Raw genomic sequence first — 17,597 nt, 5'->3', positions numbered from 1 at the left:
CATGAAAGGAATTCGAGGCAGGCTGACGGCCAATTTTATGATTATCATTATTATTACCGTGACGATTCTCGAAGTTCTTCTCATTTATACTGTGCGCCAAAACTATTATGGCAGTCTGGAAGGCAGTCTCACCAACCAAATTAAGATTTCAGCGGATTTATATGCTAAGTATTTTTCCGACACCTCTCTTGAGGAAAATGTCTTATATAATGTGGACGCTTTTTGGAATCAAAGCAACGCTGAAGTGGAAATAGTTGACAAGAACGGTAATATCGTCATGGATTCCCTGGGCGTTATCCCCCCGGGAAATGCGCCGGCGAATGATATTAAAGAAGCGTTAGCTGGCAAAATGGGACAATGGATTGGGCAACTAAATGAGCAAAAGATAATGGCTGTGGCTTATCCTCTGAAAGCTAATGATGAAACAGTTGGAGCTTTGCGCTTCATTACGTCCTTAAAGGCAGTGGATCAGGATATTCAAAATACAGCCTACATTTTTATTGCCATTGGTCTGGCAGTGATTATTATTGCCGGGTTAATTAGTATTGTTCTGGCCAATACCATTATTGTGCCGTTGAAAGCAGTTACAGAAGCGGCTCAAGAAATGGCTGCCGGCAACTTTCAAGCCCGCAGCCAAAAAACTCATGAAGATGAGATAGGCAAGTTATCCGACACCTTAAATTTTATGGCTGATGAAATCGTTAAAAAGGAGCAGCTTAAGAACGATTTCATCTCATCCGTTTCTCATGAGCTGAGAACGCCCTTGACTTCAATTATGGGTTGGGCGATTACTTTGCAAAATGAACAATTCCAACAAAAAGAAATGCTGGCTGATGGTTTAGGCATTATCGCCAAAGAAAGTGAACGACTTACTTTAATGGTGGAAGAACTGCTGGACTTTTCCGAGTTTGTCTCCGATCGGGTAAAGCTGCAAAAAGAAGAAATCAATTTGATCTCCCTTATGGTGCATTTGCAGAAACAATTGACCCCCAGAGCAGTGCGGGAGAATATTAACTTAACCGTGCGCTACCCTGAGAATTTGCCGAAATTTTACTCGGATAACAACAGGCTCAAGCAGGTATTTATTAATATTTTGGATAATGCCTTTAACTTTACCAGTGCCGGAGGGCAAGTCGACTTTTCCGCAGAGGTTCAGAACGAGAATTTTCTCTTTACCATCATTGATACGGGCTGCGGCATTGCTCCGGAAGAACTCTCCATGGTTAAAGAAAAATTCTATAAAGGAAAAAGTTCACGCTCGAAAAATGGTATAGGCTTATCCATCTGTCAGGAGATTGTCAATCTTATGGGCGGCAAGCTGGAGATTGCCAGTGAAGTCAATCAAGGAACAAAGGTGTTTATTACCCTGCCAAGAGGGGAGAAGATCTATGATTAGGGTCGGTAAGATTCTGCTGGTTGGACTTTTCCTTATTTTGCTAAGTGGGTGTGCCGGTCCTTCCTGGACGACTGCCGGTAAGATTATCCCGCCGGTTCATAATACTTGTCCCTTAGAGGGTCAGTGGCAAGTTAGTCAAAACCTGCAAACAATCGGCATGTATGAAGGGGATAATCCCAGCTGGGATGGCCAGATTATTCAATTTACCACGGAAGTAGCCGTCGTGGGTGATCATGTCTGGAGGAATCCGGTTTTTAAAATCAAAAAAGTAGATACTGCCAGTTATTTGATGAGCAAATATGTTAATTTGCCCAGTCAGTTAATGCCGGATGGTAAAGAGGTTGAAGTCCTTACAGTGTCCTCGGCTGAAAACTTCCTGGGTGAATTTATGAAAATTGATGAGCATCGTTTATTAGCTTTTGTCCAAAACAATGTTTTGTACCTGGAGAAGGTTTCTGATCAAGTGGACAGTTCCTTAGCCGGAGCTAAGCTAAATGACGTGCCAGCCAGTCAGCAGAGCTATCCTGGGTCATCCGGCGTCTTGTTAGGGTTAAAGATAGCAAAGGACTCCCATGCCAATAGCAATGAAAAGGCGGAACTTGGGGATTTTGACTACCAGACACTTTGGCTGGCTGTGGATGATCAGGAGCTGCACCCGATTTTAAAAGATAAAAATATTTTCTTCCCCCGGCGCAGCGGCTTTTGGGAACTTCAGACTGGCAGTGGTCAAGAAGGTCAGAAGGAAGGGGACGGGTTATCGGCTCATGATGTTTCCACAAAGGTTCAGGATACCCAGCTAAAGACTATGACATTAAGCAGAGGAGATGTTAAGATAGAAGCAGGAAAAAAAGTCATTGATTATGTGGGCAATGATTATGTGGCCGTGGAAAATGATCTGAATGGCCTTCGCCTGCAGGTGTTGCCCGTTGATAAAATTTCTGCTTCCGAAGGAATCAAAGCGTCCGATCTCTTAGGGGAAATCGGACTGGCTGCTTTTAGTAATGCCAGGGATCAGGCCGGCAGGGCTTTAAGCCATAACACGAATGTCACTTCCATCGATGATCAGGATATCCAGGAGAATTTTGGCTTAATTCGCAAAAACGGGCATTGGTATCTTAGAGGCAGAATTAATTATCGTTATCAGGATGCTGATGATTTCAGTCATATGGATTTTAATGTGAATTTGGTTCCTCCCGCAAAATTAATAGCCTATGATACTTTGTGTCTGAGCTGGCAGTATATTAAAGACCGTGTTCCCGATGCTGTGGATGCCTTTACATCGCCGAACAGAAATATGGCCTTGGTTATAACCAAGACCAAGCTGCTGGTTTATGCTATCAATGGGGGGCAATTAGTCAGCGAAGCCCTGGCAAAAATCGATCTGGAGCCTGGAACCTCAGTCATTATGGCCGAATGGGCTACAGGATCATACGTGGATAATTGGGAAAAGGCATTTTTGGCCAATGGTGCGGAAGTCAGCAATAATATAGTACCATAGCGGATTGCCAAGGATAAATTATTCATAAAACAACTAAAAATAGATGTTGAGAATATGCATAACTGAAAGCAGAGAAAAGGAGGGGAATTGGTTGAAACGGGAAATTGCCAAAGCAAACTTCTCCTTAGTCCGCAAGGAACTGGACTATTATGAAGATTCCGGCCTGATCACAGGGGCACAAAAGGCAAATATTTTAGAGACTTATGATGTTAAGAGCGGCCCGAGTTTTATTCGGGTTGTGGTAACCATTGGGGCAATTTTAGTGGGCTTGGGGATATTGAGCTTTATTGCCAGCAACTGGGATGGAATCAGTCATGCCTTCAAGCTGCTCATTATTTTCGGAGTATATGTCGGAACCAATTTTGCCGGGTATAAGCTGTCTGACAAGAATCCCAGGACAGGCAGGAGTTTGATTTACCTGGGTACTCTGGTTTATGGAGCGGGTATCTTTTTGATCGGACAGATGTACAATTTTGGAGGAGACTTTGCCACAGCCTTTCTTCTCTGGTCCTTAGGCGTCCTCCCTATGGCTCTCCAGCAGAAGGATCCATATCTCATGCTGTTCGGCAACATCTTGTTTATGGCTTATCTTTTCAGTTCCTTTGACCAGTCCTTCCCCTATGCAGGCTGGGCAGGCGTTCCCATTCTCTATTTAGGGGTTTACTATTTTCATAAATCAAGGCTGCTCCTGTTTTTCGCGAACCTTACCGGTTTAAGTTTTATTTTTCTATTAACTGAACATTATGAAGTTAAGGGTCTATATACTGCCGGGCTCTTTTTCTTAATAGGCCTAATCATGTATGGAGCAAAGCACAGCTTTGAGCGGGATATTTTCCGTGTCCAAGGCAACATCCTTTTCGGGGTATGCGGTGTGATCCTGACCATCCCGAATATATGGGATGTTTTAGTGAACAGTCAATCCACACGCTTGGTAAGCGTCCTCTTTGCCTTGGCATTTGTCGCCCTGCTCTTTTTCTTAATTAGAATGGGCAGTTTAATTAGCCTTATCTTTGTCTGCATCACAATCTTTCGCTACTATACGGATACCTTCGCCTTTTTGCCGAAATCCCTGTTTTTTATTGTCGGGGGACTGCTTCTCCTAGCCTTTGGTTTCTATTTTGAACGAATGAAAACAAAGGGGGGGACCTTAGCATGAGCAAAGGCAAAACCTTTATATTAGCCGTTACCATCCCCTTATTGATTCTAGCGGCAATGGCCGTCAAACCCCAAGCAACCCTTCTTTGGGGCCAGGAAATTCTTCTGGAGACAAAAGCTTACGATCCCACGGATCTTTTTCGAGGAGACTACGTTGCTGTCAATTTCGCCATTACCGATGTGCCCAAGTCAAAAGTGCCGGCCAATATCGATAAACTTCTCAACAAAACCTTATATGTAAGCCTTAAACAAGAAGGCAAGTATTATGTCGTTGATCAGGTCAGTGAAAACAAACCGGACTCAGGAATCTATTTGAAAAGTAAATTCCAAAATTCCTTCACGGATACGGATTCTTATCGAGTGGACTATAGCCTGGATAAATACTTCGTGGAACAAGGCAGCGGCAAAGAATTAGAAGAGGAATCCTTCAAAGGCGGACTGGTAGGCAGGGTTAAAGTACTAGGCGGTTATGGAGTTCTGACAGGAATAGAATCCCGTTAGGATTTTGTATAATTAATTTTCGTTAAAAAGAACAAACTGTATCTCAAGAGGTGCGGTTTGTTCTTTTTGTTTTTCGCAGATGCCGCGGCAGGGGCATCAAGGTTATTCTGAAAAAGCTCATCTTATAGCCCATCATAAACAAAGACTCAAACCCATGCATCCAAGCCCCCGTCGACCCAAGAGTCAGGGCAGCTTCGCCCACAGGAGTGAACCCATGGCATAGAGAGGCGGTAAAAGCCCACTTGCGGCTGCGGGGAATGCGGAGCCATGGTTAACATCAGGTACTACCCGGAGGTTTGGCGTAGCTCCCGCAGCCGCGAGTGGGCGAGCCTCGGAATGCTGGGTACCGAAGACACTGTCTTCGCACGAATTAACTTTCTTGCAGGATGTGGCGAAGGTGCCCGACCCGGATGCTATGGTTCTCCCGATTTGAGGCTGAACATCCAGCTTCAAACAAGCCATCGTATAACTAGAAATACTGTATTATTTTTCAAAAAGTCTAGACATTTCAGTATTACTATAATATTATTTCATATAACTTAAATTATTTAGATTGAGGTAGATTATGGAAAGCGTTTATGAACGAATTCGCAGCTTACGGATCAACATGAATATGACTCTCAAGGAATTAAGTGAGAAAACCGGATTATCCATCAGCTTTCTTTCTCAGGTAGAAAGAGGAAATAGTTCCCTGGCTATAACCTCACTGCAGAAGATCGCCAATGTCTTTAATGTTTCAATGTCTTCCTTTTTCGAAACCACAGTTACCAGTAGTTTTTATACCCCCGTTGCTGAACGTAAGCCTTTTCAGATCGAGCGGTCGAATTCTGTATTTTCCCGCTTAGGAGGGAACTTTGCGGGAAAAGTATTAGAGCCCATTCACATAGTCCTCTCCCCCCAGCAAGGACAGGATATCGTCTTTAATCATCCGGGGGAAGAGTTCTACTACATATTAAAAGGGACGGTACAAATGATGGTGGGGGATAAAGAATACGAAATGAGTGAAGGGGATACCATTCATTTTCCATCAACCTTAAATCATACCTGGCATAACCGAACTGACGAACCCGTTCATATGATTGCTGTCCTTACCCCTGTCATATTTCATGAGTAATTGAGAATGAAGGATGAAGCAAAGGAGCAACAGCCTCATGCAAATTATTACCAGTAAAGCAGTAATGCCTGCCGATCGCTGTGATGTGATTATGAAAACTTTCTTTGGCAGAGATGCCCTGAAGAATCAGAAGCTGACCATGGGCACGGTGGTTTTCCCTCCGGGAGCACGAGTACCGGCCCAAGGAGCGGGAGTTCATGATGAGCATGAATACTCCTATATTATCAGCGGTTCCATTTTAACTATGAGTGGAGGTCAGGAATACCGCATATCTGAGGGACAGGCTACTTTGATTCCGGCGGGTGAAGAACACTGGGCTTATAATGATGGTACTGAAAACTGTGAGATTATTTGGGTACTGACTAAACCATAAAGAGTAGTGATGATAAAGTTTACGAGGAGGGACCATACCAATGGCTGACTATAATTTGCGCATAAAAAAGGTCCAAAAGATCATGAAAGAGGCAGGAACGGACTACCTGGTGTTAGCTCCCTCTGCCAACCTACTGTACCTCACCGGTTTAAAAACCACGGCAGATGAGCGGCTTCAAATTTTTATGCTCCCGGCGGAAGGAATGCCGGTTATGATTTTGCCGGAGATGTACCGGGAAATGGCGGAACATTTAGAGGTTGAACCTTTTGAACTGCTAACCTGGGCAGACGGAAGCGATCCTGTAGACTTGCTGCGGCCTTTAGTACTCCATCCTTCGGGAAGTGCGGCCATTGATGAAAGAATGTGGGCAGGGCACTTTCTGGCCCTAAGCAAAGCCTTTGCCGGTTTTGAGTTCCTAGGTGCCTCAGGAGTGATGAGACAAGTCCGGGTGTTGAAAGACGAAGATGAGCTGAGGCTTCTGGAACGGGCAGGTGGGCTGACAGATCAAGTCATGGATCAGGTGCTGAAGATGATTAAGCCCGGAATTTCTGAGCGGGAGTTGTCCATTTTTGTGGAAAGCAAACTCAAGGAGTACGGTGCTGAAGACCTTTCCTTTAAACCCATTATTGCTTCAGGTCCTCATACCTCGTCACCCCATCACAATACGGGGGAGCGAAAGCTGGTGTTGGGAGATTTGGTGGTCTTGGATTTCGGAGGACTCTTTCAAGGGTATTGCTCAGATATGACGAGAACCTTTTCTTTGGGCAAAGCATCAGACGATGTGAAAAGAATCTATAACCTGGTCAGGGACGCCAATGAAGCCGGATTTCAGGCAGTCCGGGAGGGAGTTTCCTGCGAAAGGGTGGATGAAGCAGCCCGGCGGGTGATTGCTGAGGGAGGATATGGGGAGTATTTTGTCCACCGCACAGGGCATGGCATCGGCATGGATATTCATGAAGAACCTTATATAGTATCCGGCAATCAGGAGATTCTCAAGCCTGGGATGACCTTTAGTATTGAGCCCGGTATTTATCTGCCCGGCCAATATGGAGTTCGCATTGAAGATATTGCAGGGCTTTCCCCTCAAGGTGCTATCCGTTTTAACAACTTCCCCAGAGAATTAATTGAAGTGTAAGTCAATGCCCGGAAAAATTAGGATTGTGAGATTTGAGCTATGAGTAATGAGTTTAAACCTTTACAGGACGACGATTTACTGAGAATCAATAACCTAAACGTACAATTTCGGACGGCAGAGGGTGTATTTAAAGCGGTTCGGGATGTCAGTTTGTCCCTCCGCTCCGGAGAGACCCTGGGAATTGTCGGCGAAAGCGGCAGCGGCAAGAGTGTTACGGCACTCTCCATTATGAATTTAATCTCCAATCCGCCTGGAGAAGTGGCGGGAGAGATTTATTTTAACGGCCGGGATATGCAAAAACTCTCTGCTGAAGAGGTGCGTCAGGTACGGGGCAATGAAATAGCCATGATTTTTCAAGAGCCCATGACCTCCTTAAACCCCATCCATACCTGCGGAAAGCAAATCATGGAACCTCTTTTGCTGCACAAAACCTACAGCCGGAGGGATGCTAAAGCCGGTACTTTGGAGCTTCTGAAAAGGGTGGGTATTCCCCTGCCGGAACAGCGGTTCAAGGAATATCCCCACCAGTTGTCCGGAGGGATGAGGCAGAGGGTCATGATTGCCATGGCCCTGGCTTGCCGGCCCAAACTTCTTTTGGCTGATGAACCGACAACGGCCCTGGATGTAACCATTCAGGCTCAAATCCTGGAACTGATGAAAGATCTTCGCCAGGAGACAGGCTCGGCGATTATTATGATTACCCATGATTTGGGGATTATCTCGGAAATGTGTCACCGGGTTGTGGTCATGTACGCAGGGCAGGTCGTGGAATCCGGCCCCTTGAAGGAATTAATCAGAAACCCGCTGCATCCTTATACGGAAGGGCTCTTAAAGTCAATCCCTGCGATTACTAAAGTTAAGCAGCGCTTGCATTCTATTGAAGGCACAGTGCCCAGCCCGTTCAATATGCCCCGGGGCTGCAGCTTTCAACCGCGCTGCAGTTATGCCACGGCTCTTTGCGCTGAAAAAGTTCCTGACCTAAGTCAAGTGGCGGAAGACCGGGAGGTCAGGTGCTGGCGACACGGAGGCGAGTAGAGACTGGTAAAGGGGAGTAAGGTGAATGACGCAAGAGGGGAGTATGGCAGTATGGAAACCAGTGTTCTGGCTGAGGTGAAGCATCTGAAAATGTATTTTCAGACAGAAGGGAGCTTTTCCTTCAGGAAAAAATACATTAAAGCCGTTGATGATGTTTCCTTTAAGCTGTTTGAAGGAGAAACCTTTGGTTTAGTGGGGGAGTCTGGCTGTGGCAAAAGTACCCTGGGGCGGACGCTGCTGGGGCTTTACCAGCCTAATGAGGGAAAGGTGATTTTTGAGGGAGAAGATATCTTTTCTTTAAAGTCCAAAAGGATGAAAGAACTGCGTAAAAAAATGCAGCTTATCTTTCAAGATCCCAGCGCTTCCTTAAATCCGCGTAAGACTATTGCTGATATTTTAAATGAACCTTTTCACATACATAATGTCGGATCTAAGGAAGAACGCCAGAAGAAAATCAAAGAACTTTTGGAAAGAGTGGGCCTTTCAGCCTATTATCTCAGTCGTTACCCTCATGAGATGTCCGGGGGGCAGAAGCAGAGGGTAGGAATTGCCCGTGCTTTAGCCTTAAATCCCAAACTCATTGTCTGTGATGAAGCGGTTTCCGCTCTGGATGTTTCTATTCAGGCTCAGGTTATAAATTTGTTGGAAGACCTCCAGCAAGAGTATGGATTTACCTATTTATTTATCTCTCACAATTTAAGTGTTGTGCACCATATCTGTAACCGGGTGGGGGTTATGTACCTGGGAAAACTTGTGGAAATCGGCAATCATGAGGATATTTATTATAAAACTCTCCATCCCTATGCTAAAGCCTTGATATCAGCGATCCCCCATACCGACCCGGATATGCAGAGGGAACGAATTTTGCTGACAGGAGATGTTCCCAGTCCGGCTGATCCCCCGATGGGGTGCCGTTTTCATACCAGGTGTCCTCAAGCCATTGGTTTATGCAGTCAAGCGGAGCCGGCACTGAAGGAGGTGTACTCTGGTCATTTAGTTGCTTGTCACCGAGCGTATCACCCTTAGAAGGGAGGTCTTCAGAAAGGTTATCGAGCTATCAATCTAAATCTAGGAGACAGAAAATTTTGAATAATACCTTGAGTTTGGAAAGGAGAGAATTACATGAGAAGAAAACTTGGAGTGTTGCTGTCCCTGCTGTCCTTGGTTATGTTTTTGACAGCAGGCTGCGGCGGCAGTAAAGATGCTGCTACCCAGCCTGATGCAGCCACCGGCCCGAAACAGTTGATTGTGGCTTTGGACCCAGATTATGAAACTTTCGATCCCGGACTGGCTTACGAGGCTTATGGTTTGTTGGTTCTGCACCCAGTCTATGATACCTTAATGCAGTTTGAGGATACTTTAGATAATCCTGTTTACGGCATTGCGGAAAGCCTTGAAGTTAGCAGTGATGGTTTAAGTTATACCTTTAAACTGAGGAAGGGGATCAAATTTGCCAGCGGCAACCCTTTAAGCTCGGCAGACGTTAAATGGAGTGTGGAAAGATCCATGAATTTAAAAGGCAATGGGGCCTTTTTGACAGATGGTATCGCAGCTATTGAAACACCTGATGCAGATACCGTTGTGTTTAAACTTAAAGATCCTGACGCTTCTTTCCTGACGAAATTAACCTATAATGCCTTTGGAGTGGTTGACAGGAAATTGGCTATGGAAAATGGTGCAACTAATGCCGCGGACGCCAGTACCACAGATAAAGCAAAATTGTGGTTTGACACTCATTCAGCCGGCTCCGGTCCCTACGTCATTGAATCCTATACTCCTAAAGTGGAAGTTGTCCTGGCTCGTAATGATCATTATTGGGGTGAAGCACCTTACTACGATAAAATCATTTTGAAATCCATTTCCGATCCGGGAACCCAAGTCATGATGCTGGAAAAAGGGGATATCGATATAGCCTTTAACTTAGGTCCTGAACATGTCAAACAGCTTGCTGATAAATCCGGCATTACCATTAAGAAGGCCCAATCCATGACCTTGACCTTCCTGCTGATGAATCGTGATCCTAACATTGGCGGCCCCATAGCCAATCCGGATGTCCAAAAAGCCATTCGCCTGGCTTTAGACTATCAAGGAATACAAACCATTGCCGGAGAAGGTTCGATTACTCCCGTGGCACCCTTTCAAGAAGGATTTTTAGGGACCTTGCCTCCCAGAGATCCCAAAACAGCCCAGGATCTTGACAAAGCCAAAGAGTTAATGAAAAAAGCAGGCTATGAAAAAGGCTTTAAAACAACCCTTGAAGTGGCAACCTTAGCCGTAGAGGGCATGGATTTGCCCACTTTAGCACAAAAAATTCAAAACGATTTGCTCCAAATCGGGATTGAAACAGAAATAAAGACCTCAGACATTATGGTAGCCCTGGATCCCTACCGCAAAGGCACTCAGGCTTTGTCCCTTTGGTATTGGGGACCGGACTATCCGGATCCCAACACCCAGTTAGCCTTCTTACCTGGGAACTCAGTAGGGCTTCGGGCCAATTGGACGGCAGCAATGAATCCTGCCTTAGCTGAGTTAGGGAAAAAGGCAGCCGTTGAAGTTGATAAGGAAACCCGGATTAAGGATCTCCAAGAGATTCAAAAAATGATGGATGAGGACAGTGCCTTTGATGTTTTGCTTCAGCATGCACGTCATTATGCTACAAGAGATAACATTCAAGGAGCTGAGTATATTGATCCTTACAAAATTAATTTAGTTAAAGTATCAGCAAAATAAACCACCGGAGGGCAAATGCCAAAAGCGCATCTGCCCTCCAATAATACTACCCGAACAAGAGGGGAGGTTAGGTGAAAAATGGGACTCATAAAATACATAGTCAGAAGGCTCCTTTTCTTGGGATTCCTGATCTTAGGAGTTTCTTTGGTTGTCTTTATCATTTCTCATTCAGTGCCCAGTGACCCGGTACTGGCAAATTTAAGTCAAAGAAATATTGACAACCAGGAAATGGTGGAAACCTTTAAAGCCAAGTGGGGTTTAGACAAGCCTTTATATACCCAATATTTTATTTATGTCGGTAATTTGCTAAAAGGAGAAATGGGAACCTCCATTCGAACTCAGCGGCCTGTGCTGGAAGATTTGAAAAAATATTTTCCAGCGACAATTGAATTAGCAATCTTCTCAATGATCATTGCCATTTTCTTTGGCATGCTGTTTGGGATAATTTCGGCCATCAAGCGCAATAGAGGCATTGATCAGGTGATTAGAGGAATCTCAGTTTTGGGAGTATCGGTGCCTAGTTTCTGGTTGGGTCTAATGTTTTTATTGATTTTTTATGCCAAGTTAGGCATAGCGCCGGGGCCGGGAAGATTAAGTCCTCATCTGGCACCGCCTGCAGCCGTCACCAATTTTTATGTGATTGATGCGCTTTTAGAAGGTGACTGGGAATTGGCTTGGGATGCATTACAACATTTGTTTTTGCCTGGTCTGGTCTTGGGTTCTTTTACCATGGGACTTATTACCCGTACAACACGTTCCAGCTTATTAGAAGTAATGTCTAAAGATTTCATTCGTACTGCCAGGGCTAAAGGCTTAACTGAAAAAATGATTATTATGCGTCATGCCTTAGGCAACGCTTTAATACCCGTCATCACTGTTATCGGGATAGGATTCGGGAATCTCTTGGGAGGCATGGTTTTAGTGGAAACCATCTTTGCCTGGCCCGGTATTGGACAGTATGCCTACAAGGCGGCAGGGAACTTGGATTTTCCTGCGATTATAGGGGTTTCCATTTTGATTTCCATTAACTACGTGGTTATTAACTTGCTCGTAGATCTGCTATATGGAATTTTAGACCCCAGAGTGAGGTATAATTAAATGCTGCTGCGAATGATGAAAAATAATCTCTTATTTTCAATAGGAGTCATTGTCTGTACCCTCTGGATTGCTATAGCCTTTGTTGCGCCAGTGATTGCCCCCTATAATTATTTAGGGCAGGATTTAGCTAACCGCTTTCAAGGGCCCGGCGCTCTTCACTGGTTTGGTACGGATAGTATCGGGCGGGATGTTTTCAGCAGAGTGCTGGTAGGCAGCAGGATATCATTGGTCGCCGGTTTGGTTACGATTATCCTGGCATCTTTTATTGGTATGATTTATGGAGGGATCGCCGGTTATATCGGCGGACTGGTTGATGAAATCATGATGAGGCTGTCGGAAATGGTCATGGCCTTTCCGGGTATTATTTTAGCCATGACCATTGCGGCAGCTTTAGGGCCAAGTTTGTATAATACTCTCTTAGCCATGGTCATTATTTGGTGGCCCAATTATGCCCGGGTAATGCGCAGTATGGTCATTGCCAATAAGGAAAATGAATATGTTGAAGCGGCCAGGTCCCTGGGTGCCTCTCATTTTAGAATCTTCTTTCATGAAATCATGCCCAACAGTATTGGGCCGGTTCTGGTCCTGGCAACTTTGGATTTCGGCAATGCCATTCTTCTTTTCTCAGGCTTAAGTTTCCTAGGACTGGGATCTCCGCCTCCCGCTCCGGAATGGGGAGCAATGGTGGCAGATGGTGTTTTGAACTTCAACTACTGGTGGATTGGGACCTTTCCTGGCTTAGCTATTTTGACGATGTCAGTAGGCGCTAACTTTATCGGCGATAGCCTGAGGGATTTTCTTGATCCCAGGCTGAGAAAAGAGATATGATTCTTAGGTTCTGTTTAACCTATAGCATCTGCCCAAAATCGGAATCAATTCGATTTTGGACAGGTATTTTAATTGAGGTGAACTAAAAAACCAATACAATAATGGTCTTCCAAGATTAGAAATTGTGGTAGAAAAATGAAACATTTTTCTAGAATTAGTATATTATTTAGACTTTGTGTATGTTATATTAGGTATAAAGGCCTAAAGCCTTAGGGCTTAGGTAATAATAAAATAACTATTCTGCGATAATGGCAAACCCAGTGAGAGTTGGGGACGCAAAGCCACGGGTCTGACCACAGAATGTGAAGATAGCCGGGTTATCGAATAGATAGGATATTTTCGCCGAATAAGTATTCGGCGTTTTTTGGTTTCTAGGAGGGAATTTGGTTTTGATAACATATTTGGAACCTTTATCAATAACTTTTGGTGTTGACGAGCTTTCCTCACTGGATCTGTTCGATAAACAAGGAGTACTTTTGTTATCAAAAGGTAAGCCCATCACACCATTCATTCATGAGCTTCTGAAAAGGCGCGAAGTATATACTTTAAAATATCAGTTGGAGAAATCTGAATCCCCACATCCTTGTAAATTTCCGGATATAGAATATCAAGATATTGTAAGTTATGTTCGCGAAGTTTTTGAAGACATGTGTCTTTTTAGTACCGATCATTTGCAAAAGACGTTTTCTGTTGTTGATAAGATTATTCACGAGCTGGAAGGTTCTAACCAATTGTATCTGGATCTCAATAAATTCCGAACCTTTGACAATTATACTTATGTACATTCTGTCAATGTCGCCATCTTAGCGACCCTCATTGGCCTGCAATTGGGCTTTTGCGGGACGTCCTTAAGAGACTTAACCTTAGGAGCAATGCTTCATGATATCGGCAAACGTTCAATCCCCTCTGAAATCTTGAATAAGCCAACAAGTTTAACACCCAGTGAATTTGAGATCATCAAACAGCATCCAGCCTTTGGAGAGGAGATGCTTAATAATACGAATTTATCGGGTGAAGTACTTTCAGGTGAAGTACTTTCAATCATTCGCCATCATCACGAGCGCTGGAACGGAAAAGGTTACCCAGATAGAATACAGCATAATGCAATTGCCCTAAATGCTCAAATTGTTGCAGTGGCAGATGTTTTTGATGCTCTTGTCAGCGACCGACCTTATCGTAAAGGGCTGCCGCCATATTATGCTTTAGAATTAATCATCGCCGGCTCAGGTGAAGATTTCAACGAGGAAATTGTCAAAAGCTTGCTTCGATGTCTAGTACTATATCCAGAGGGTTCTATAGTTACCCTAAACACTGGGGAAGTGGGTATTGTGATTGGAGTTCAGAGAAACAACCCCAGCCGCCCCATTCTTAAAGTCTTATTTGATAAATATGGCAATTACTTATACGAAGATAAAATATGTGATTTATCAAAGGATTTAACCAAATTTGTAAAAACCATTGATTTTCGGTTTGTACCTTGAAGCAATACTATTGATGTTACAAAGTGAGAAAAAACGCTTATAACGACATAAAAAGCCGTTATAAGCGTTTTTTTGGTGTTAGAAAGTATAGCTTTTTGGCGTACCATTACAAGCTCTGGAGAATTGATCCCTTAAAATAGCCTCTTGGCAATGGTGATTTTCTCAATCTCTTTAGCGCCCTCATAGATTTCCAAAATCTTAGCGTCCCGATAAAAGCGCTGGATGTCATATTCATCAATGTAACCATAGCCACCGTGCATTTGCAAAGCTTTGTCGGTGACCCATACGGCAGTTTCTCCGGCATAAAATTTAGCCATAGCGTTAAGGGCTGGGTCTAATTGTCCGTTGTCAGCTTTCCAAGCAGCCTTATAGATGATATTGCGGGCTAATTCAACCCGAGTTGCCATCTCGGCTAACTGGAATTGAATAGCTTGGTTGGTAGCGAGAGGGACACCAAAGGTTTTGCGTTCTTGGACATATTTTATAGCCAGATCCAAAGCCCCTTGAGCTAAACCGAGTCCTTGAGAGGCAACCATGATGCGTGTCTGATCAAAGAAGTGCATCAATTGATAGAAGCCGTTGCCTTCTTTTCCGACGAGATTGCTTTGGGGCACTCTCACATCTTCAAAAGTGATTTCAGCAGTATCGGAGGCTCTAATGCCCATTTTGCCACGGATTTTCATACGCGTTATTCCCGGGCTCTTGGCATCAACAATAATTAAGCTATGACGCTGGGTTCGCTTAGCAGCGTCAGGGTTAGTTACGCATAATACTACCATATAGTCACAAATTGTACCGTTGGTAATAAAGGTCTTGCTGCCGTTAATAATGTAGTCTGATCCTTCTTTAACCGCTCGAGTTGCAGTGCCGGCCACATCGCTGCCGGCGTTGGGTTCGGTGTAGGCACCGGCAAACACTGCTTTGCCTGTGGGAAGCAACGGCAAATAGGTTTTCTTTTGCTCTTCGCTGCCATAGTTAATAATGTTTTCTGCCCCGAAGGTTGCTGCAACAGCAGCTAAGCCCAGGCCCAAATCAATTCTTGAAAGCTGTTCGGTAATGAGTGCGGTCTCAATCCAGCCGCCTCCCGGTCCGCCATACTCTTCAGGTATAGCAATACCAACCAGTCCTGCCTCGCAGGCTTTTTGCCAGATCTCCCGGGGATACTTTTCTTCCCGGTCACACTCTTGAGCAAAGGCCGGAAATTCTTTAACAGCAAATTTGTAGGCTAGGCTTTGAAAGGCTTTTTGTTCTTCCGATAATTCAAAATTCAAGGCTGTTCCTCCTTTTTATTACTGGTATTTATAAAGGGTTTATAATTAAGGGGAAGGGTAAATGTTGTTGGATTATTCTTATAGGGGATGTTTTTTAAAAAGAAAGGTTTGCAATTTTAATGCCAATCAAAAGACTTGTATTACAATAGTTTTAAGTCAAAAAACATGTCCATGATGTTGTCAACTGTCCGTCATTCTGAACAGCTGACAACAACGATGGACACGAGTAAGGATTGACTAGCGTTCTATTGGAATTCAAAGGTTTAATTCAGTCGGTATTCGTAGCTTTGGCAAAACGCGATCTCAGGGCTGCCTTAAAGAACTTTCCAACGCTTGTTCGAGGTATTGCATCAATAAACTCTACTCGATCAGGTACCCAAATCTTTGGAGCTTTTCCTTTAAGATAATCAAGGATGTCTTGCTCATTTATCTTATCTACATAATCTTGTTTAAGAACGACGCAGGCTAAAGGCCGCTCAACCCATTTTGGGTGAGGAATTGCAATTACGGCTGCTTCTAATACAGAGGGATGCCCCATGATGGTATTCTCTAGATCTAGGGATGAAATCCATTCGCCCCCGCTCTTAATTAGGTCTTTGCTACGATCAGCAACAGACACATACCCTTCGGAATCAACGGTAACGATATCCCCTGTACGCAACCACCCTTGGTAAAAGGCTTCCTTCGTCCGAATTGGGTCTTTATAATACTCTTTAGCAATCCAAGGTCCGCGCACTAAGAGTTCCCCCATCGTTTGACCGTTCCAAGGGACCTCGTTGCCATCTTCTCCAATAACTCGCATTTCAAGCCCGGGGACGAGTAGTCCTTGTTTTGCAGATAATTTAAGCTTTTCTTCTGTTGAGATGTCTATTAAGCTACTCTTTAGTCGTGATACAAGGACGACCGGAGTGGTTTCCGTCATTCCATAGGCATGGAGAATAGAGACCCCCAGTTTCTCAAGATAGTTCTTGATCATAGATATGGGTGCTGCTGAACCACCATTAACAATTTCACGTAGGCTGGAAGGGTCGTACTTCCCACTCTCCCAAAGTGGATAGGTAGCCATCCAAATAGTGGGCACACCGGCAGCCAAAGTAACTTTATGATCTTGGATAAGCTGACAGATATCCTCTGCTTGGGGACGCGCCCCTGGAAAGACCTGAGTACTTCCCAACCAAGTACAAGCAAAAGGCAGCCCCCAAGCATTTGCGTGAAACATCGGTACAAATGGCATTACTCGATCAGATTCTTGGAGGTTCAATGAATCTGGGAGTGAAGCAGCATAGCTGTGGAGAACGAGTGCTCGATGAGTATATACGACGCCTTTTGGTTTACCTGTAGTAGCGGTGGTGTAGCACATAGCCGCTGGATCCCATTCGCTTAAGTCTGGAAACTCAAAGTTTTCACTAGCCTCAGCTAAAAGAGTTTCATAGGAAAATGGGTTTATTAGGGTGTTCGATGGAATCTCTTTAGTATCGGACATTACCACGATGTACTCCAAAGTGGGGAGCTGATCTTGGATACTTTCCAGCAAGGGTACTAAATCTTTATCAACAAAAATGATTTTATCTTCAGCATGGTTGATGATGTAAACAAGTTGCTCTGGTGCAAGGCGCAGGTTTAAGGTGTGAAGCACAGCACCGCTTACAGGCACGGCAAAATATAGCTCGAGATGGCGGTGGTGGTTCCAGGCGAGTGTGGCTACACGATCGCCCTTGGCAATACTGAAATTCTTGAGTACATTTGCTAAACGTTGAGCTCTCTTATAGAACTCACTATACGTGTAGCGAAAGGTCCCTGAATAATCTCGAGTGATAATTTCTTTCTTAGAAAAGAGCTTGGTTGATCTTTGAAGGATAGCCCGTAAGGTAAGATCGTAAGCCATCATATTGTATTCCTCCTTAAGGTTTTATGAAATATATATTCATAATATTTTAAATACTTAAACAATTTGGATTATATTCTTAATTTTTTTTTGTAAT

Annotated in this window: 16 protein-coding genes and 1 riboswitch; of the genes, 13 read left to right on the top strand and 3 right to left on the bottom strand. The window is 44.2% G+C overall.

Annotation, left to right across the window (positions count from 1 at the left end):
• Nucleotide 1 precedes the first annotated feature (1 nt).
• From DESOR_RS19090 to DESOR_RS19075, 4 genes are all read left to right on the top strand, one after another.
• Nucleotides 2–1,396, top strand: coding sequence for a sensor histidine kinase (locus tag DESOR_RS19090; protein WP_014186225.1), 1,395 nt, complete (start codon nt 2–4; stop codon nt 1,394–1,396).
• On the top strand, nt 1,389–2,894 hold the full coding sequence (locus DESOR_RS19085; protein WP_014186224.1) for a hypothetical protein: 1,506 nt from the start codon (nt 1,389–1,391) through the stop codon (nt 2,892–2,894). Before DESOR_RS19090 ends, DESOR_RS19085 begins: the two co-directional genes overlap by 8 nt.
• A gap of 91 nt (nt 2,895–2,985) precedes the next feature.
• Entirely contained in the window at nt 2,986–4,050 is a 1,065-nt protein-coding gene (locus DESOR_RS19080) for a DUF2157 domain-containing protein (protein WP_014186223.1), read from the top strand.
• A complete protein-coding gene (locus DESOR_RS19075) occupies nt 4,047–4,550 on the top strand; it encodes a GDYXXLXY domain-containing protein (RefSeq protein ID WP_014186222.1) in 504 nt (167 codons plus the stop codon). The genes DESOR_RS19080 and DESOR_RS19075 overlap by 4 nt, the downstream gene beginning before the upstream one ends.
• 183 nt (nt 4,551–4,733) lie before the next feature.
• Here DESOR_RS19075 and DESOR_RS29030 read toward each other — a convergent pair whose 3' ends face one another.
• The gene (locus DESOR_RS29030) at nt 4,734–5,012 is read right to left on the bottom strand and encodes a hypothetical protein (protein WP_148265298.1); all 279 of its coding nucleotides are present in this window, start codon (nt 5,010–5,012) and stop codon (nt 4,734–4,736) included.
• Nucleotides 5,013–5,115: 103 nt separating this feature from the next.
• Between DESOR_RS29030 and DESOR_RS19070 the strand changes: the two genes are divergently transcribed.
• The 9 genes from DESOR_RS19070 (at nt 5,116) to DESOR_RS19030 (ending at nt 14,344) form a co-directional block, all read left to right on the top strand.
• A complete protein-coding gene (locus DESOR_RS19070) occupies nt 5,116–5,664 on the top strand; it encodes a helix-turn-helix domain-containing protein (RefSeq protein WP_014186221.1) in 549 nt (182 codons plus the stop codon).
• Between the two features lie 37 nt (nt 5,665–5,701).
• The gene (locus tag DESOR_RS19065; RefSeq protein ID WP_014186220.1) at nt 5,702–6,037 is read left to right on the top strand and encodes a cupin domain-containing protein; all 336 of its coding nucleotides are present in this window, start codon (nt 5,702–5,704) and stop codon (nt 6,035–6,037) included.
• Nucleotides 6,038–6,077: 40 nt separating this feature from the next.
• Nucleotides 6,078–7,172 (top strand): M24 family metallopeptidase, encoded by a 1,095-nt coding sequence (locus DESOR_RS19060; protein ID WP_014186219.1) that lies wholly within the window; start codon nt 6,078–6,080, stop codon nt 7,170–7,172.
• A 39-nt stretch (nt 7,173–7,211) separates the two neighbouring features.
• A complete protein-coding gene (locus DESOR_RS19055; protein ID WP_014186218.1) occupies nt 7,212–8,207 on the top strand; it encodes an ABC transporter ATP-binding protein in 996 nt (331 codons plus the stop codon).
• Between the two features lie 51 nt (nt 8,208–8,258).
• Nucleotides 8,259–9,233 carry an ABC transporter ATP-binding protein gene (locus tag DESOR_RS19050; RefSeq protein ID WP_014186217.1) on the top strand — a complete coding sequence of 325 codons (975 nt, stop codon included), beginning with the start codon at nt 8,259–8,261 and terminating at the stop codon, nt 9,231–9,233.
• 96 nt (nt 9,234–9,329) lie between these two features.
• Entirely contained in the window at nt 9,330–10,937 is a 1,608-nt protein-coding gene (locus tag DESOR_RS19045) for an ABC transporter substrate-binding protein (RefSeq protein ID WP_014186216.1), read from the top strand.
• Nucleotides 10,938–11,015: 78 nt separating this feature from the next.
• Nucleotides 11,016–12,035: an ABC transporter permease gene (locus tag DESOR_RS19040; RefSeq protein ID WP_014186215.1), complete on the top strand. Its 1,020-nt coding sequence runs from the start codon at nt 11,016–11,018 to the stop codon at nt 12,033–12,035.
• A complete protein-coding gene (locus tag DESOR_RS19035; RefSeq protein ID WP_014186214.1) occupies nt 12,036–12,863 on the top strand; it encodes an ABC transporter permease in 828 nt (275 codons plus the stop codon).
• A gap of 240 nt (nt 12,864–13,103) precedes the next feature.
• Nucleotides 13,104–13,188, top strand: a riboswitch (cyclic di-GMP riboswitch).
• Between the two features lie 64 nt (nt 13,189–13,252).
• Nucleotides 13,253–14,344 carry an HD-GYP domain-containing protein gene (locus tag DESOR_RS19030; RefSeq protein WP_014186213.1) on the top strand — a complete coding sequence of 364 codons (1,092 nt, stop codon included), beginning with the start codon at nt 13,253–13,255 and terminating at the stop codon, nt 14,342–14,344.
• Nucleotides 14,345–14,475: 131 nt separating this feature from the next.
• On the opposite strand, the gene DESOR_RS19025 is transcribed toward DESOR_RS19030, so the two are convergent.
• On the bottom strand, nt 14,476–15,615 hold the full coding sequence (locus tag DESOR_RS19025) for an acyl-CoA dehydrogenase family protein (RefSeq protein ID WP_014186212.1): 1,140 nt from the start codon (nt 15,613–15,615) through the stop codon (nt 14,476–14,478).
• Nucleotides 15,616–15,883: 268 nt separating this feature from the next.
• Nucleotides 15,884–17,503: a long-chain fatty acid--CoA ligase gene (locus tag DESOR_RS19020; RefSeq protein ID WP_014186211.1), complete on the bottom strand. Its 1,620-nt coding sequence runs from the start codon at nt 17,501–17,503 to the stop codon at nt 15,884–15,886.
• Between the last annotated feature and the right edge of the window lie 94 nt (nt 17,504–17,597).

The sequence above is a fragment of the Desulfosporosinus orientis DSM 765 genome, from assembly GCF_000235605.1.
GTDB lineage: Bacteria > Bacillota > Desulfitobacteriia > Desulfitobacteriales > Desulfitobacteriaceae > Desulfosporosinus > Desulfosporosinus orientis.
Note: the sequence above shows the minus strand (reverse complement) of the source record. Positions and strands in the feature narration are given on the sequence as shown.

Coding starts and splice junctions, on each gene's coding strand:
- DESOR_RS19090 (WP_014186225.1), top strand. CDS start 2: ATGAAAGGAATTCGAGGCAGGCTGACGGCCAATTTTATGATTATCATT.
- DESOR_RS19085 (WP_014186224.1), top strand. CDS start 1,389: ATGATTAGGGTCGGTAAGATTCTGCTGGTTGGACTTTTCCTTATTTTG.
- DESOR_RS19075 (WP_014186222.1), top strand. CDS start 4,047: ATGAGCAAAGGCAAAACCTTTATATTAGCCGTTACCATCCCCTTATTG.
- DESOR_RS29030 (WP_148265298.1), bottom strand. CDS start 5,012: ATGGCTTGTTTGAAGCTGGATGTTCAGCCTCAAATCGGGAGAACCATA.
- DESOR_RS19070 (WP_014186221.1), top strand. CDS start 5,116: ATGGAAAGCGTTTATGAACGAATTCGCAGCTTACGGATCAACATGAAT.
- DESOR_RS19065 (WP_014186220.1), top strand. CDS start 5,702: ATGCAAATTATTACCAGTAAAGCAGTAATGCCTGCCGATCGCTGTGAT.
- DESOR_RS19060 (WP_014186219.1), top strand. CDS start 6,078: ATGGCTGACTATAATTTGCGCATAAAAAAGGTCCAAAAGATCATGAAA.
- DESOR_RS19055 (WP_014186218.1), top strand. CDS start 7,212: ATGAGTAATGAGTTTAAACCTTTACAGGACGACGATTTACTGAGAATC.
- DESOR_RS19050 (WP_014186217.1), top strand. CDS start 8,259: ATGGAAACCAGTGTTCTGGCTGAGGTGAAGCATCTGAAAATGTATTTT.
- DESOR_RS19045 (WP_014186216.1), top strand. CDS start 9,330: ATGAGAAGAAAACTTGGAGTGTTGCTGTCCCTGCTGTCCTTGGTTATG.
- DESOR_RS19040 (WP_014186215.1), top strand. CDS start 11,016: ATGGGACTCATAAAATACATAGTCAGAAGGCTCCTTTTCTTGGGATTC.
- DESOR_RS19035 (WP_014186214.1), top strand. CDS start 12,036: ATGCTGCTGCGAATGATGAAAAATAATCTCTTATTTTCAATAGGAGTC.
- DESOR_RS19020 (WP_014186211.1), bottom strand. CDS start 17,503: ATGATGGCTTACGATCTTACCTTACGGGCTATCCTTCAAAGATCAACC.